The 13,872-nt window shown below is 41.3% G+C and carries 16 protein-coding genes and 1 tRNA gene; 8 read left to right on the top strand and 9 right to left on the bottom strand.

Annotated features, from left to right (window positions below):
* The first annotated feature begins 90 nt into the window (after nucleotides 1–90).
* On the top strand, nucleotides 91–636 hold the full coding sequence (locus AACX38_RS00970; RefSeq protein WP_228865512.1) for a GNAT family N-acetyltransferase: 546 nt from the start codon (nucleotides 91–93) through the stop codon (nucleotides 634–636).
* Between the two features lie 62 nt (nucleotides 637–698).
* Here the strand turns inward: AACX38_RS00970 and AACX38_RS00965 are convergent.
* A tRNA-Asp gene (locus AACX38_RS00965) sits at nucleotides 699–775 on the bottom strand.
* A 139-nt stretch (nucleotides 776–914) separates the two neighbouring features.
* A complete protein-coding gene (dnaQ, locus tag AACX38_RS00960; RefSeq protein WP_228865509.1) occupies nucleotides 915–1,664 on the bottom strand; it encodes a DNA polymerase III subunit epsilon in 750 nt (249 codons plus the stop codon).
* Between the two features lie 63 nt (nucleotides 1,665–1,727).
* On the opposite strand from dnaQ, the gene rnhA reads away from it, so the two are divergent.
* Nucleotides 1,728–2,189, top strand: a complete 462-nt coding sequence (rnhA, locus tag AACX38_RS00955) for a ribonuclease HI (protein WP_228865508.1) — start codon at nucleotides 1,728–1,730, stop codon at nucleotides 2,187–2,189.
* Nucleotides 2,190–2,214: 25 nt separating this feature from the next.
* Here the strand turns inward: rnhA and AACX38_RS00950 are convergent, their stop codons facing one another.
* Nucleotides 2,215–2,931 carry a methyltransferase domain-containing protein gene (locus AACX38_RS00950; protein WP_228865506.1) on the bottom strand — a complete coding sequence of 239 codons (717 nt, stop codon included), beginning with the start codon at nucleotides 2,929–2,931 and terminating at the stop codon, nucleotides 2,215–2,217.
* A 129-nt stretch (nucleotides 2,932–3,060) separates the two neighbouring features.
* Between AACX38_RS00950 and gloB the strand changes: the two genes are divergently transcribed.
* The 5 genes from gloB (at nucleotide 3,061) to AACX38_RS00925 (ending at nucleotide 7,068) form a co-directional block, all read left to right on the top strand.
* Nucleotides 3,061–3,816: a hydroxyacylglutathione hydrolase gene (gene gloB, locus AACX38_RS00945; protein ID WP_228865504.1), complete on the top strand. Its 756-nt coding sequence runs from the start codon at nucleotides 3,061–3,063 to the stop codon at nucleotides 3,814–3,816.
* Nucleotides 3,817–3,888: 72 nt separating this feature from the next.
* Entirely contained in the window at nucleotides 3,889–5,220 is a 1,332-nt protein-coding gene (gene mltD / locus AACX38_RS00940) for a murein transglycosylase D (protein ID WP_228865503.1), read from the top strand.
* A gap of 378 nt (nucleotides 5,221–5,598) precedes the next feature.
* Nucleotides 5,599–6,129, top strand: coding sequence for a MepB family protein (locus tag AACX38_RS00935; protein WP_228865501.1), 531 nt, complete (start codon nucleotides 5,599–5,601; stop codon nucleotides 6,127–6,129).
* A gap of 98 nt (nucleotides 6,130–6,227) precedes the next feature.
* Entirely contained in the window at nucleotides 6,228–6,518 is a 291-nt protein-coding gene (locus AACX38_RS00930) for a putative quinol monooxygenase (protein ID WP_228865500.1), read from the top strand.
* A gap of 172 nt (nucleotides 6,519–6,690) precedes the next feature.
* Nucleotides 6,691–7,068 (top strand): RidA family protein, encoded by a 378-nt coding sequence (locus AACX38_RS00925; protein ID WP_228865499.1) that lies wholly within the window; start codon nucleotides 6,691–6,693, stop codon nucleotides 7,066–7,068.
* A 96-nt stretch (nucleotides 7,069–7,164) separates the two neighbouring features.
* Here the strand turns inward: AACX38_RS00925 and AACX38_RS00920 are convergent, their stop codons facing one another.
* Nucleotides 7,165–7,935, bottom strand: coding sequence for an ABC transporter permease (locus AACX38_RS00920; protein ID WP_228865498.1), 771 nt, complete (start codon nucleotides 7,933–7,935; stop codon nucleotides 7,165–7,167).
* Nucleotides 7,932–8,858, bottom strand: coding sequence for an ABC transporter ATP-binding protein (locus AACX38_RS00915; RefSeq protein WP_228865497.1), 927 nt, complete (start codon nucleotides 8,856–8,858; stop codon nucleotides 7,932–7,934). The genes AACX38_RS00920 and AACX38_RS00915 overlap by 4 nt, the downstream gene beginning before the upstream one ends.
* A gap of 183 nt (nucleotides 8,859–9,041) precedes the next feature.
* Between AACX38_RS00915 and can the strand changes: the two genes are divergently transcribed.
* On the top strand, nucleotides 9,042–9,695 hold the full coding sequence (can, locus tag AACX38_RS00910; RefSeq protein WP_099110459.1) for a carbonate dehydratase: 654 nt from the start codon (nucleotides 9,042–9,044) through the stop codon (nucleotides 9,693–9,695).
* Between the two features lie 80 nt (nucleotides 9,696–9,775).
* On the opposite strand, the gene hpt is transcribed toward can, so the two are convergent.
* The 4 genes from hpt to AACX38_RS00890 all read right to left on the bottom strand — a co-directional run bounded on the left by hpt (nucleotide 9,776) and on the right by AACX38_RS00890 (nucleotide 13,245).
* Nucleotides 9,776–10,312, bottom strand: coding sequence for a hypoxanthine phosphoribosyltransferase (gene hpt, locus AACX38_RS00905; RefSeq protein ID WP_099110457.1), 537 nt, complete (start codon nucleotides 10,310–10,312; stop codon nucleotides 9,776–9,778).
* Nucleotides 10,313–10,708: 396 nt separating this feature from the next.
* Nucleotides 10,709–10,909: a DUF2474 domain-containing protein gene (locus tag AACX38_RS00900; RefSeq protein WP_099121453.1), complete on the bottom strand. Its 201-nt coding sequence runs from the start codon at nucleotides 10,907–10,909 to the stop codon at nucleotides 10,709–10,711.
* Nucleotides 10,866–11,873 (bottom strand): cytochrome d ubiquinol oxidase subunit II, encoded by a 1,008-nt coding sequence (cydB, locus tag AACX38_RS00895; protein WP_228865496.1) that lies wholly within the window; start codon nucleotides 11,871–11,873, stop codon nucleotides 10,866–10,868. The genes AACX38_RS00900 and cydB overlap by 44 nt, the downstream gene beginning before the upstream one ends.
* Nucleotides 11,863–13,245 carry a cytochrome ubiquinol oxidase subunit I gene (locus AACX38_RS00890; protein WP_099121455.1) on the bottom strand — a complete coding sequence of 461 codons (1,383 nt, stop codon included), beginning with the start codon at nucleotides 13,243–13,245 and terminating at the stop codon, nucleotides 11,863–11,865. Before AACX38_RS00890 ends, cydB begins: the two co-directional genes overlap by 11 nt.
* Nucleotides 13,246–13,872 lie beyond the last annotated feature (627 nt).

The raw sequence follows: 13,872 nt of genomic DNA, 5'->3' as shown, positions 1-13,872 counted from the left end.
GAATAAAATACTTTCAAAAAGTAGAATCATTGAAGGATTTCACCATAATAAAAAATTATACTTTTCACTCTTAAACTAATTTTTATTAAAATGCCAAACTCTAATTTAACATTCATTTCTATATCAAAATTAAATATCAAGTTATTAAACTCCATCAATACTAAATGTCATGAACTCATTAAATTACTGCATAATTGTGTTGAAAATGGTGCATCTATCGGATTTATTTCACCATTGGGAGTGAATGAAGCGGCGCAATATTGGCAAGATGTCGAAACAGATGTTGTATCTGGTCATCGCTTGCTATTAGTGGCAATGGAAGGTGACAAAATCGCGGGTTCGGTACAACTTAGCCTTTGCAGAAAAAATAATGGGAAACATCGAGCTGATGTAGAAAAACTCATGGTACATACAGCCTATCGCCGACGTAGGATTGGCAATATGTTAATGGAGGAACTGGAACGTGTGGCAAAGCAGCATCAACGTAGTTTGTTGGTACTGGATACCCGCACAAATGATCCCGCCTCTGCTCTTTACCGAAAATGTGGCTTTGTTGAAGTCGGACAAATACCAAATTATTCCATTAGTTCGAATGGCGAACTCTCAGGAACAACCTATTTCTATAAAATGATTTGAGATTTTTTGGCTATTAGAAAAATGAAAAAGCCCCGAGTTTAAAACTCAGGGCTTATAAATTCTGGCGGTGCGGACGGGACTCGAACCCGCGACCCCCGGCGTGACAGGCCGGTATTCTAACCAACTGAACTACCGCACCGCTATGGTGTTCTGGTTGAGAACGGGGTGGATAATACGAGCCCCGGTTCAATACGTCAATCGATTTTTGTAATAAAACAGCTTGCTTGCGTAGTTTTTCACCTTAATGGTAAATTTATTGTCATTTAGCACTGTTCCCGTCAGTGTAATTGTTCAGGTTTCGTTCTCCACAGACAACTTCCCCCTTTCTTCTCCACTAAATCTAAACGTGATTCATGTTGAAGCAATTCCTCATCAGAGGCGTAAATTATTTTCAGCCCTGCCTGTGGGCGGGTAATTTTTTGAATTTCCGCAACCTGTGCATTATTGGATGCTTCCCCTTCCATCGAAAAAGCCAGCGATGTCTGACCACCAGTCATTGCCAGATAGACATCAGCCAAAATCTCGGCATCGAGTAATGCCCCGTGGAGAGTTCGTTTGGCGTTATCAATATGGTAACGATCACACAGCGCATCAAGGTTATTACGCTTACCGGGGAAAAGCTTCCTTGCCATCGTCAGGCTATCGGTAATTGTACAAAATTCAGCAGTTGGCGGAATCCCTCGATTAAGTTTGCTGAATTCATAATCCATAAAACCGATATCAAACGTTGCGTTATGGATGATCAACTCAGCGCCACGGATAAATTCAATAAATTCATCGGCTATATCAGCAAATATGGGTTTATCCTGCAAAAATTCATCGCTAATGCCATGTACTTCAAATGCTTCCGGATCAACCAGACGATCTGGCTTAATATAAATGTGAAAATGACGCCCTGTCAGACGACGGTTAATCACTTCCACCGCGCCGACTTCAATGATGTTATGCCCCTCGTAGTGAACTCCCAGTTTATTCATACCGGTTGTTTCAGTATCAAGGACGATTTGACGGGTAATTGCAGTGCTCATAGTGTTTTTTTGTGTCAGACTTAGAGTTTTGAATAAAGATGATATAGGAAGAGTCTACCAAATATGAATAAACAGGTAGAAATTTTCACCGATGGTTCCTGCCTCGGTAATCCGGGTCCCGGCGGATATGGTGTTTTACTTCGTTATAAACAAAAGGAAAAAACCTTAAATAAAGGTTATTTCCGTACAACCAATAACCGGATGGAGCTAATGGCCGCTATTGCTGCGCTGGAAGCCCTTAAAGAGCCATGCTCAATCATTCTTACCACTGACAGCCAATATGTTCGTCAGGGAATTACCCAGTGGATACATAGCTGGAAAAAACGGGGCTGGAAAAAAGCTGATAAATCCCCGGTGATCAATGTTGATCTGTGGCAACGGCTGGATAAAGCCATTTCTCCTCACGAAATCGAATGGCATTGGGTCAAGGGGCATACCGGTCATCGTGAAAACGAATTGTGTGATGAACTCGCCCGTGCAGCGGCTAACTCCCCGACCCAAACCGACAGTGGCTATATTGAATAAAGCCACGCACTTCGTCTTTCAAAAGCTAATCGCGCTGATGAGAATTTTTCACTACTCCCAGTGCATTACTGAATTTCGGTTTCAACAATCTTGCCCGCATGGGATTGAGAGTCAGAGGTATTGTCCGCTTGCGGGCAATAATCACATTCAGGCAGCCAAATATTGATGATGAAGGTTCATGCGCATTATTGGCACTCTTCCACGGTAAAACATGGAAGTTAGCATGATGAAGAACTTCATAGTTCAGCAGGCGAAGCCAATCCAACTGGCGCAGTCTGGAAAACATTTGGGCTCGATAAAACCGCTTGCGGCATACAACTGAAATAGGTTTTCTCAAACCCAACAGACTGATCGGGTTAAAGCCAGAGATAATGAGCCAGCCATCATCAATCATGATCCTATCCACTTCTCTGAGCAGCCAGTGAGGATCAACACTATAAGTCAGCATATGCGCCAGTAAACAGGCATCGACGGACTTAGCCTCAAAAGGGAGATAGTGAGGATCGGCAATCACATTCATGCTTTCACCTTTCAGTCCCACATTAACCTGATGGCTGATTAAGCACGAGCGGCTGTCAATTTCTACACTTAAATTACCGATTTTCACTAAATGAAAACCAAAAATTTTTGGCCACCACGGTTCCAATTGATGTTCCAAAGCGACACGGTAATACTCACCCCATGGTAATTCAGCCCAGGAAGCAGGCAGGGTTATTTGTTTGATTGCACGTGCTGATTGCATGTCATCTTCCTTCCAACCTACTATACTCTCCGTCTTTCAAGTTGCCTCTTTGTTGGTGGCGCTCACTTGCCTCCACGATGCATCCTGAAACCCATTAAGAATAAAATCGATTGCTAAACGAGGCATATCATGAAGCTTATCAGGCTCCCAGCCCTTTCAGATAACTACATTTGGTTACTTTGTGACGAGAACAAGCATTGTGTCATTATCGATCCCGCTGAATCACAACCTGTTATGGATACTTTAGCAGCTAACCAACTTATTCCCATTGCTATCCTGTTGACACACCATCACCACGATCACGTTGGCGGTGTTGCTGCGCTACTTCAGCAATATCCAACATTACCTGTATATGGCCCGGAAGAGACTCAAAGTAAAGGGGCAACTCACGTTGTTCATGAAAATGATCTTATTGTGACAGGTAATTTTTCTTTTCAGGTTATTGCCCTACCGGGTCATACCCTTGGACATATTGCTTTCTATCAGGCCCCTTATCTATTTTGTGGGGATACCTTGTTTTCGGCAGGTTGTGGCAGGCTCTTCGAAGGTACCGCTGAACAGATGTTTTCTTCCCTTGAGAAAATTGCCTCGCTGCCTGATGAAACGTTGATCTGTTGCGCCCATGAATATACTGCGGCGAATATGAAATTTGCGCTGGCTGTATTACCTGAAAATCAGGCTATTAACGATTATCATAAGAAAATTATCGAGTTACGTGAAAAAGAACAGGCAACCGTCCCTACCACATTGAAAATAGAGAAAAAAATTAACGTTTTTCTAAATTGTCACGATATTGATTTACAAAAAAATATCGGTATTAAACCTAATTCAATACCACTTTCTTCTGTTTTTCAGCAATTAAGGGCCTATAAAGATCGATTTTGACTTTTTCGGGTTGTCTTCTGCGTAATAGGTCAGTATGATTGCTCACCTTTTAGGCAAACATCAAAGCAGAATATGAAGACAAAAGCGATCCTATTCGCATCTGTCTTGCTTGCCGGGTGTCAGTCGGGGCTACAACCAAAGTCCCCTTCCCAGCAGCATACACAGAAGATGTCTTCGACGAATCAGAAAACAAACGGTATTGCAGTACCAGAGGAAACTGCAAACTGGAAGGAGAGTCCGACAGCTCAACAAGATTTGTGGGGACATATCCGTGATGAGTTGAAGATGGAAATTCCTGATAATAACAGGGTGCGTGAACAGCAGAATTATTACCTGAAACACAAGAGTTATCTCCAAAATGTGGCGTTACGCTCGGAACCATATATGTATTGGATCGTTGAGCAAATTGATCAGCGAAATATACCTATGGAAGTGGCCTTGCTTCCCATAGTGGAGAGTGCTTTTAATCCTCATGCGACATCTTACGCCAACGCGGTTGGCTTATGGCAGATTATCCCCAGTACAGGCCGGCATTATGGTCTGACGCAGGATAAATGGTACGATGCACGTCGTGATGTTGCGGCATCCACAACTGCTGCCCTGAATATGCTTGAGCGTTTGAATGTACGTTTTAACGGAGATTGGTTACTGACTATAGCTGCTTATAACAGTGGTGAAGGCCGCGTTGCACGGGCAATCAGAGAAAATCAGTCTAAGGGGAAACCAACAGATTTTTGGTCATTAGATTTGCCACGTGAAACGATGCATTATGTTCCTAAGATACTGGCACTCAGTAATGTCATTCGTCAAAACGAAAAATATGGCTTTACATTACCGAAACCCAATATTCAGCAGGCACTTGCCAAAGTTGAGGTAGGGCAGCAAATCACGCTATCACAGGCTGCTGAGTTGTCGGGGCTTTCCCTGACCTCCATGAAAGCTTATAACCCCGGCTATAAGCAGGGCATGACCTCTCCTCATGGGCCGCATTACATTATGTTGCCAAAGGAGAATGCTGGTCAGTTTAAACACTCACTGGCAGATAAGAGTGTTTTGAAAGAGATTAGGCTGTCCGTTGCGAAAAATCTTCGTCAGTTACATCAACAAAGCCATTACACCGTTCGTTCAGGTGATACCTTATCTGCGATTGCAAAGCGATTTAAGACATCTCACTATCAACTACAGAAACTGAACGGTCTGAAGACCGCTGACAGGCTCAAAATCGGGCAGGTTCTGAAGGTGAATATCAGTGAACCGATTAAATATCAGGTTCGCAAAGGGGATTCTTTTACCAGCATTGCTAAACGGCATGGTGTAAATCTTAATGATCTGATGAACTGGAATAAGGGCATCAAGCTCAAAGATATGAAACCGGGTCTGGCGCTGACGCTGTATCTGAACTGATTTTATTTTCAACATATACATCCGATATACCCAATGGATTTCGAGTTGCATCGCGGCGGCAAGGGAGTAAACCCCCAGGAGCATAGATAACTATGTGACTGGGGTGAGCGAGCGCAGCCAACAAAGAGGCAGCTTGAAAGACGAAGGGTATAGATATCGCTCCCTGATCGAAAGACTGGGAGCGATTCTTTTTTGAAGTATACTCAGCTATACACAATGGATTTCAAGATGCGTCGCGGCGGCAAGGGAACGCATCCCCGGGAGCATAGATGACCGTATGTTTATAAAAACGGTGACTGGGGTGAGTGAGCGTAGCCAACAAAGAGGCAACTTGAAAGACGAAGTGTATAACCTCAAAATCAATAAAGGAATACTATCTTGTCATCATCTGATTTCGATAAAAATAATGTTCCAGATAGCTTTCAGGAAATATACAGCCAATTATTGCTCCCTGCTGGTTTCCGCCTGAATACCCCGCCCAGCAAAGAAAATGAAAGCCGTGATTATGAAGCAATGCGATTCATGCTGAATGGAAAATTAATCCTTTTTCGTCAGGCTAAAATTACTCCACGTAAAATAGGGCAATTTGTTACATTATGGAAAAGGCCTTCCCCTAACGCAGAAATAATGCCATTAGATGCCCGAGATAATATTAATTTTTGCCTGATAGCCACTTTCACAGAAGATAAAAAAGGTATTTTTCTGTTTGATTCAGATGTTCTGATCAGGAAAGGTGTATTTTCTTCTGCACCGAAAGAGGGTAAAAGAGCTATTCGAGTATACCCTTCCTGGGATTTTCCCAATTCTAAACAGGCAATTCAAACCCAAAAATGGCAGTCATCTTATTTTATCAACTTAGATAATCCATTAGCTGCAATTGAGAAATTAAAGAATATATTATCCAACTAAAAAAGTAACATAGGTATATTATTGAAATGTAAAAATCATTTGAAATAATGATTCAATTTAGGTATACCGGTATACTTCCCAAAATAAGGATGTCATACATGTATAAAAATGGTTATTTTGTTACAGCAGAAATTAGAGCTAAAGAAAATACAGATCTTAATGTCGTTATCAGAGAAATAAAAACCTTACAAGAAAAAACACTATTAGAACCGGGGTGTGAAATATTCTTCATTCACCAATCAAACGAAAACCCAAACACATTTATCATGTGGGAAAAATTCACTAGCCCTGAAGCGTTAAAAAAACATTTTGAATATGACCACACTAAGTATTATTTCTCACTCGACTTGACAGAAGTTATTCAGGTTTTTACTACCGATACGATTTAACTATACACAATGGATTTCAAGATGCATCGCGGCAGCAAGAGAGAGAATCCCCGGGAGCATAGATAACTATGTGACTGGGGTGAGCGAGCGCAGCCAACAAAGAGGCAACTTGAAAGACGAAGTGTATACATTCAAATACTCTACACTGCTAATATTATATAAGGAGTCTCTCATGGTTACTCGAATAAATTATTCCAGCCTCCCACAAGTGAAAGGCCCTTATGTGCATGCGGTAAAACATCAAGGCTTGCTGTATATTTCAGGGCTGACCGCACTGGGTACAGAGTCGCAACAGCATGGTGTTGAATCACAGACTCTTACTATTCTCCAACAAATAACATCCATTCTTGAACAAGAAAAATGTCACAAATCTGATCTCATTAAATTTACGATCTTTGTCAAGGATATCAACCAGATTCCGCTTATCCGCCCTTTGTTATTTAACTTCTGTGAAGGAAATTTACCCGCGTGTTCTCTGGTAGAAATATCAAATCTTATTCATCAGGATTTGCAGATAGAAATTGAATCAGTTGTTGCTGTCAGAGACTGATTCATATTAAGCAGGCAGTAAATAGATAATCGGTTTATATTTACTATGCTGCCTTACTGTGCAATATAGTAAGGCAGCATATTTGTGTAGCCTAGTTTAAGTTCTCAGCCCTCTGCCGGATTCAATTAAATACCAAGCCAGTAGGTAAAACCCAAGTATAAATGCGCCCAGCATACCCAGTGTCATAGCCAGAGAAACATCCGCAATACCGAGGAACCCATAACGGAACCCACTGATCATATACACGATAGGGTTTATCTTCGATACCATCTGCCAAAACTCCGGCAACAGCGTCAGAGAATAAAAGACACCGCCCAAATAGGTCAGTGGAGTCAGAACAAACGTTGGAATAATACTGATATCATCAAATGTTTTCGCAAAAATGGCATTCAGTAATCCAGCCAACGCAAATAAGATCGATGTTGCTAACAGAGTTATTACCACCATTCCCCATGAGTGAATCTCTAATGGCACGAAAAACAGGGAAACCAGCGTCACCAAAATACCGACACACACACCACGGGCTACACCACCACCGACAAATCCGGCAATAATCACATGAGTCGGTACAGGAGCAACCAAAATTTCCTCAATACTGCGCTGGAATTTACCACTAAAGAAAGAAGAGGAAACATTTGCATATGAGTTAGTGATCACAGACATCATAATCAGCCCGGGAACAATAAACTGCATATATGTGAATCCCCCCATTTCACCAATACGGGAACCGACTAAGTTACCGAAAATAACAAAATAGAGAGACATGGTAATCACTGGAGGCAATAGTGTTTGCACCCAAATTCGACCAAAGCGAGTAATTTCCTTAATCCAGATGGTTTTCAATGCCACCCAATAAAGTTGGATCATGAGCGAGCTCCTTGGCTATTATTTGTCAACCCAACAAATAGCTCTTCCAAACGATTCGCCTTGTTGCGCATACTGTTAATCTGGATACCCTGCGTACTTAATTGGGAGAAAACATCATTTAGTCCCTGCCCTCGTTTCACATCTACTTCTAGCGTAGCTGTGTCAACCAAGCGATAGCTATAGCCTTCAAGCGTAGGCATGCTTCCTTCAGGTGCTAAATCGAGTAAAAATGTTTCTACCTCAAGTTGGCTGAGGAGATCTTTCATGCTGGTATTTTCCACCAGTTCACCATGCTGAATAATGCCAATATTACGGCAAAGCATTTCTGCTTCTTCCAGATAGTGAGTTGTCAGAATAATCGTGGTTCCCTGCTCATTAAGAGACTTCAAAAAGTCCCACATAGAGCGGCGTAGTTCGATATCAACACCTGCTGTCGGTTCATCCAGAATTAATAACTTTGGCTGATGCATCAAAGCGCGGGCGATCATCAGGCGGCGTTTCATTCCCCCTGACAGACGATTTGCCCGTTCATTACGTTTGCCCCAGAGATCGAGTTGTGACAGATAGGTTTCCGCCCTGCTTTGTGCCACATTACGTGGTACGCCGTAGTATCCCGCCTGATTCAGCACAATCTGAATCACGGTTTCAAATGGGTTAAAATTAAATTCCTGCGGGACTAACCCCAGTTGCCGTTTAGCATTGACTAAATCCGTATCAATATCGTAACCGAATACATTAACCTTACCGCTGCTTTTATTGACCAGAGAACTAATAATGCCGATAGTCGTTGATTTCCCGGCACCATTTGGTCCCAACAGCGCGTAAAAATCTCCGGTTTCCACTCGCAGATCAATCCCACGCAGCGCTTTTACTCCACCGTTATAGGTCTTCGTAAGCTGCGTCAATTCCAATGCATAAGCCATAAGTAAACAACACCTTTATTTTTCTGCTATTTTTTGAGTGCAAGGGACAGATTATGCCATTCTTTTCCCTACACTTCTTTTCCATAATAGGGATCAACTCAAAAACATTACTCAATTAAATATTAAATTCTCAATTAATGTTGTATATGATTCTATCTCAAAAATGTTGCCAGGCTATTAGTCATGATGAGAAAAATTGAAGAGCTGTTTGCCCGGAACAAGCAGTGGTCAGAGTCTGTAAATGAAGAAAATCCTCATTTCTTCAAGGAATTATCAAAAGCACAAAAGCCACACTTTCTATGGATAGGCTGTTCTGATAGCCGTGTGCCTGCTGAAAAACTGATTGATGCTGCACCGGGTGATCTTTTCGTTCACCGGAATGTTGCAAATCTGGTTATACACACCGATTTAAATTGTTTATCTGTTGTGCAGTATGCTGTCGATGTTTTACAGGTTGAACATATAATCATCTGTGGTCATTACGGATGCGGTGGTATTGAAGCAGCAGTAAACGGAACTGAATTAGGTTTAATCAATAACTGGCTGCTCCATATTCGTGATTTGTGGTACAAACACAGCTCAATGCTTGGTGAACTGCCACCTAATGATCGACTGAATCGCCTGTGTGAGCTGAATGTGATTGAACAGGTTTATAACCTTGGTCATTCAACCATTATGCAATCCGCGTGGAAACGTGGACAAAAGGTCATGATACATGGCTGGGTATATGGTTTGAAAGATGGCGAACTGCATGATTTGGATATTACCGCAGACAGCCGTGAAAAACTGGAGCTTAATTACCGTCAGGCTATCTCTAAGCTGGCCCGTAAAAAGTAACAAGTTCGCGTAAAAATAAATGGCAGCCTTTGCTGCCATTTATTTACTACACCGGTACCTGTTTGCATTATTGCAAAAATTTACTCTTCCAGCAGAGTAACATGGCCGATATAAGGCAGATGGCGATAGCGCTGAGCATAATCAATGCCATAACCCACCACGAATTTGTCTTCAATCGAGTAACCGATCCACTCAACCGGAACATCAACTTCACGACGGGATGGTTTGTTCAGTAACGTACAAATTGCCAGAGAATTTGGTTCACGAAGAGACAGAATCTCACGGATTTTATTCAGTGTATTCCCGGAATCGATAATATCTTCAACGATTAACACATCTTTACCACGAATATCTTCATCCAGATCCTTAAGGATCTTCACATCGCGGGTAGAATCCATTCCATTGCCGTAGCTGGATGCAGTCATAAAATCCACTTCATGAGAAACCTGAATTTCACGGCACAAATCTGCCATGAAAATAAACGATCCTCTCAGCAGGCCAACCAATACCAGTTCACGATCGCTATTGCGATAATGTTCTGTAATCTGTTGCCCTAATTCAGCAATACGTTGTTTAACCTCTTGCTCGGAGATCATCACTTCTACAATATGTTTCAATTTCACATACCTATTTGTTTTAAAACAATAAACCCATCTTTAATTATGTGATAAATCACCAATATTGATACACCAAGTGATATACAGTTAGTCGCACGAAGACGGACACATAAGAAAACATGAGAACAAAATATTTGCGGAGTATACCAGAAGGAATCGATTGCGGTAAAAGAAGAAGCCAGACTTAGTACTCCAGCCGCAGCCCGCATTGTGTCATGATGGCCCCTCCCTTCTTTCTAACACTGAGGGAAGTGTCACATCAATTACGTAAGCTCAACGCATCGAAATACCAACGAACACATTGGGAATGATAACGGCGGAGCAGTGGAAACTGATTTGCTTGAACGCGTTCTGTTCTCACTCAAAAATAGGCCGCATAATGAGCGGCCTATCTTACTAATGTGTTCTCATCCCGGCACTGTACATTAATAATTTAAACAGTGTTGCAACGATCCCCAGGCTTAAGACACTTGCTAACCAGATAGTTATCATCCACCCCAGTTTCTTATACCAACGGGAATCATTCCGATTTTCTATCTGAGGTAAATGAAGATTAGTGATAGTTTTCACCTGATTTAACTTTTCCTCGGAAAACATAATAACTCCAGCTTGTGTAACCTAAGACAACGGGAATAATTAATAACCCACCCACTAACATAAACCCTTGGCTTTGTGGTGGAGAAGCGGCATCCCAGATGGAAACAGACGGTGGAATAATATTAGGCCACAGGCTGATACCCAAACCGGAGAAGCCTAAAAATATCAATAACAAGGTCAGGAAAAATGGCGCGTAGTGACCATAGTTATAAGCACTACGAACAAGGCACCATGTGCTGGCTAAAACTAATAGCGGGACCGGTAGCAAGAAGTAGAGATTAGGTAAACTGAACCAGCGCAAAGCAATATCTGCATGTGCCAAAGGTGTCCAGATACTAATGACAGCAATGACTGCCAATAAAGCGAGGGCTAAATAAACGGTCAGCGAACACATCTTACGATGCAACCGGTACTCGGTTTTCATTATTAACCATGAGCTGCCTAATAAAGCATAGGCAATAATCAATCCAAAACCACAAAATAGCGGAAATGGCGCAAGCCATGAGAGTGCGGAGCCACTAAAATGACGGCCTGTGATCTCAAAGCCATTAATCACCGCACCAACAGTAATCCCCTGACAAAATGTCGTTAATAGTGAACCACCAATAAAAGCACGATCCCAGAAAGCGCGATGTTCTGGCAGTGCTTTAAAGCGGAATTCAAAAGCAACTCCGCGGAAAATAAGCCCGACTAGCATCAGTGTCAGCGGAATAGTTAACGCATCAATAATAACGGAGTAAGCCAGTGGAAAAGCGCCATATAGCGCAGCACCACCTAATACCAGCCACGTTTCATTTCCATCCCATACAGGGGCGACAGTATTAACCATCACATCCCGTTCGGTAGGATCTTTGGTAAAAGGCAATATGATCCCGATACCCAGATCAAAGCCATCAGCAACAATGTACATCAGTGTGGCGAAGATAATGATGACAAACCAGATAATAGAAAGATCAATACCCATTCTGTTTTTCTCCACTAATCGGTTGCTGCATTTCAGAATGACTTGGAGATGCTATTTCTTCGGGTCCCTGTTTCACCAGACGCATCATATAAAAGTACCCAATGCCGAAAACAGAAAAATAGACCAGAATAAAGAGCAATAAACTTAAGCTCATTTGCATATCGCCGTGCGCTGAAACAGCATCTTTTGTACGCTGTAATCCATAGACTACCCACGGTTGTCGGCCAATTTCAGTCGTAAACCAACCAGCAAGAATAGCGATTAAACCAGAAGGCCCCATCAGAAGAACAAAACGTAAAAAAGCACGGGAGCGGTATATTTTCTGTTTTCTCCGCAGTAAAACACCGGCTACACCTAATAAAATCATCAGCATACCGAGACCTGCCATGATTCGGAATGACCAGAAAATAATGGTAGCGTTAGGCCTGTCTTCGGGAGGGAAAGACTTAAGAGCGGGAATTTGTTTTTCCAGACTGTGGGTCAGGATAAGGCTACCCAGGTAAGGAACTTCCAGTGCATATTTGGTTTTCTCTTCATTCATGTCTGGTATACCAAATAAAATCAGTGGCGTTGCTTCACCTGATGTATTACTCCAATGTCCTTCAATAGCCGCAATTTTTGCTGGCTGATGTTCAAGGGTATTCAGTCCATGTGCATCACCGATAACCGCCTGAATGGGAGCAATAATTAAAATTAACCATAACGCCATAGAAAGCATTTTACGTACTGGAGCTGTGTCCTTTCCACGCAGCAGTAGCCAGGCCGCACAGGCTGCGATAAACAAGGCACTGGCAAGGAATGCACCGACAGACATGTGTAATAAGCGGTAAGGAAATGAAGGATTAAATATTATCTGTAACCAGTTATCAGGAATAACAATACCATTTTCGATGTGATATCCCTGAGGTGTTTGCATCCAGCTGTTTGAAGAGAGGATCCAGAAGGTAGAAATAATAGTTCCTACTGCCACCATGCAAGTGGCAAAAAAGTGCAGTTTTCTGCCGACCTTATTCCAGCCAAATAACATAATGCCGAGGAAGCCAGCTTCAAGAAAGAAGGCGGTAAGTACTTCATAAGTCAATAACGGGCCTGTAATGCTACCGGCAAATTGTGAAAACCCACTCCAGTTTGTGCCGAACTGATAGGCCATAACCAAACCGGAAACAACTCCCATTCCAAAGTTAACGGCAAAAATTTTTATCCAGAAGTGGTATAGCTTCAGATAACTTTCCTCTTTTGTTTTTAGCCATAAACCTTCTAGGATTGCAAGAAAACTGGCTAGGCCAATGGTTAAAGCCGGAAAGATAATATGAAATGATACAGTGAAAGCGAATTGGATTCTGGCAAGATGAAAAGCGTCTAGTCCGAACATAACGCCTCCATCAACATTAATATATGTGCGATGATATTTTTCATTATTTATTTTACCTTATTGTTAGTTTGTTCTTTAATAAAAACAAACCTCAATATTGAGGTTTTATAATATCCACCAATAGAAATTATAAAATTAACTTTTAAATGAGCAGGTGACTTCCATTAATACATTAACCAAAATTCTCCTTTCGTTATTTATCATTTTCAGTATTCATTGAACCCAATAACACCAATATATATATTAAGTCATATAACGCCATGCATTTTTGTTACATTAATCTTTATGCACTCCATTAATTTAAAAGTGTTTTTTCAATCCTTTTGCTTTATTTTTATAGTGATACGTATTTTTAACGCATTGTATCTCAGAGTCAAATAAATTAAGTTTATCGAATGATAGATGGTATCTATGATAAAGATAAGTCAAAATCATTTTGGTTGACTTCACAAATATCTTGTTCTAATGTTTCTAAGGAACAGAAAAGAGTGTTTATATTTAAAACCTTCTCAAAAGTAAATTTAATATTTTTTATTCATTTTTTTGTAAAGCAAAGTTAATATTTACTTATCTTTTTATATATGACTTATCTTTTTTATTCTGTAATATCTATTCGTTGATATACCT

It is taken from the genome of Xenorhabdus sp. PB30.3, from assembly GCF_963895965.1.
Classification (GTDB): Bacteria; Pseudomonadota; Gammaproteobacteria; order Enterobacterales; family Enterobacteriaceae; genus Xenorhabdus; species Xenorhabdus stockiae.
The sequence above is the reverse complement of the archived record's forward strand: the minus strand, read 5'-3'. Positions and strand labels throughout refer to the sequence as shown.

What these genes read in the sequence shown, in the direction of transcription:
- AACX38_RS00970 (WP_228865512.1), top strand. Translation starts at nt 91, where the DNA reads ATGCCAAACTCTAATTTAACATTCATTTCTATATCAAAATTAAATATC.
- dnaQ (WP_228865509.1), bottom strand. Translation starts at nt 1,664, where the DNA reads ATGAGCACTGCAATTACCCGTCAAATCGTCCTTGATACTGAAACAACC.
- rnhA (WP_228865508.1), top strand. Translation starts at nt 1,728, where the DNA reads ATGAATAAACAGGTAGAAATTTTCACCGATGGTTCCTGCCTCGGTAAT.
- AACX38_RS00950 (WP_228865506.1), bottom strand. Translation starts at nt 2,931, where the DNA reads ATGCAATCAGCACGTGCAATCAAACAAATAACCCTGCCTGCTTCCTGG.
- gloB (WP_228865504.1), top strand. Translation starts at nt 3,061, where the DNA reads ATGAAGCTTATCAGGCTCCCAGCCCTTTCAGATAACTACATTTGGTTA.
- mltD (WP_228865503.1), top strand. Translation starts at nt 3,889, where the DNA reads ATGAAGACAAAAGCGATCCTATTCGCATCTGTCTTGCTTGCCGGGTGT.
- AACX38_RS00930 (WP_228865500.1), top strand. Translation starts at nt 6,228, where the DNA reads ATGTATAAAAATGGTTATTTTGTTACAGCAGAAATTAGAGCTAAAGAA.
- AACX38_RS00925 (WP_228865499.1), top strand. Translation starts at nt 6,691, where the DNA reads ATGGTTACTCGAATAAATTATTCCAGCCTCCCACAAGTGAAAGGCCCT.
- AACX38_RS00920 (WP_228865498.1), bottom strand. Translation starts at nt 7,935, where the DNA reads ATGATCCAACTTTATTGGGTGGCATTGAAAACCATCTGGATTAAGGAA.
- AACX38_RS00915 (WP_228865497.1), bottom strand. Translation starts at nt 8,858, where the DNA reads ATGGCTTATGCATTGGAATTGACGCAGCTTACGAAGACCTATAACGGT.
- can (WP_099110459.1), top strand. Translation starts at nt 9,042, where the DNA reads ATGATGAGAAAAATTGAAGAGCTGTTTGCCCGGAACAAGCAGTGGTCA.
- AACX38_RS00900 (WP_099121453.1), bottom strand. Translation starts at nt 10,909, where the DNA reads ATGTTTTCCGAGGAAAAGTTAAATCAGGTGAAAACTATCACTAATCTT.
- cydB (WP_228865496.1), bottom strand. Translation starts at nt 11,873, where the DNA reads ATGGGTATTGATCTTTCTATTATCTGGTTTGTCATCATTATCTTCGCC.
- AACX38_RS00890 (WP_099121455.1), bottom strand. Translation starts at nt 13,245, where the DNA reads ATGTTCGGACTAGACGCTTTTCATCTTGCCAGAATCCAATTCGCTTTC.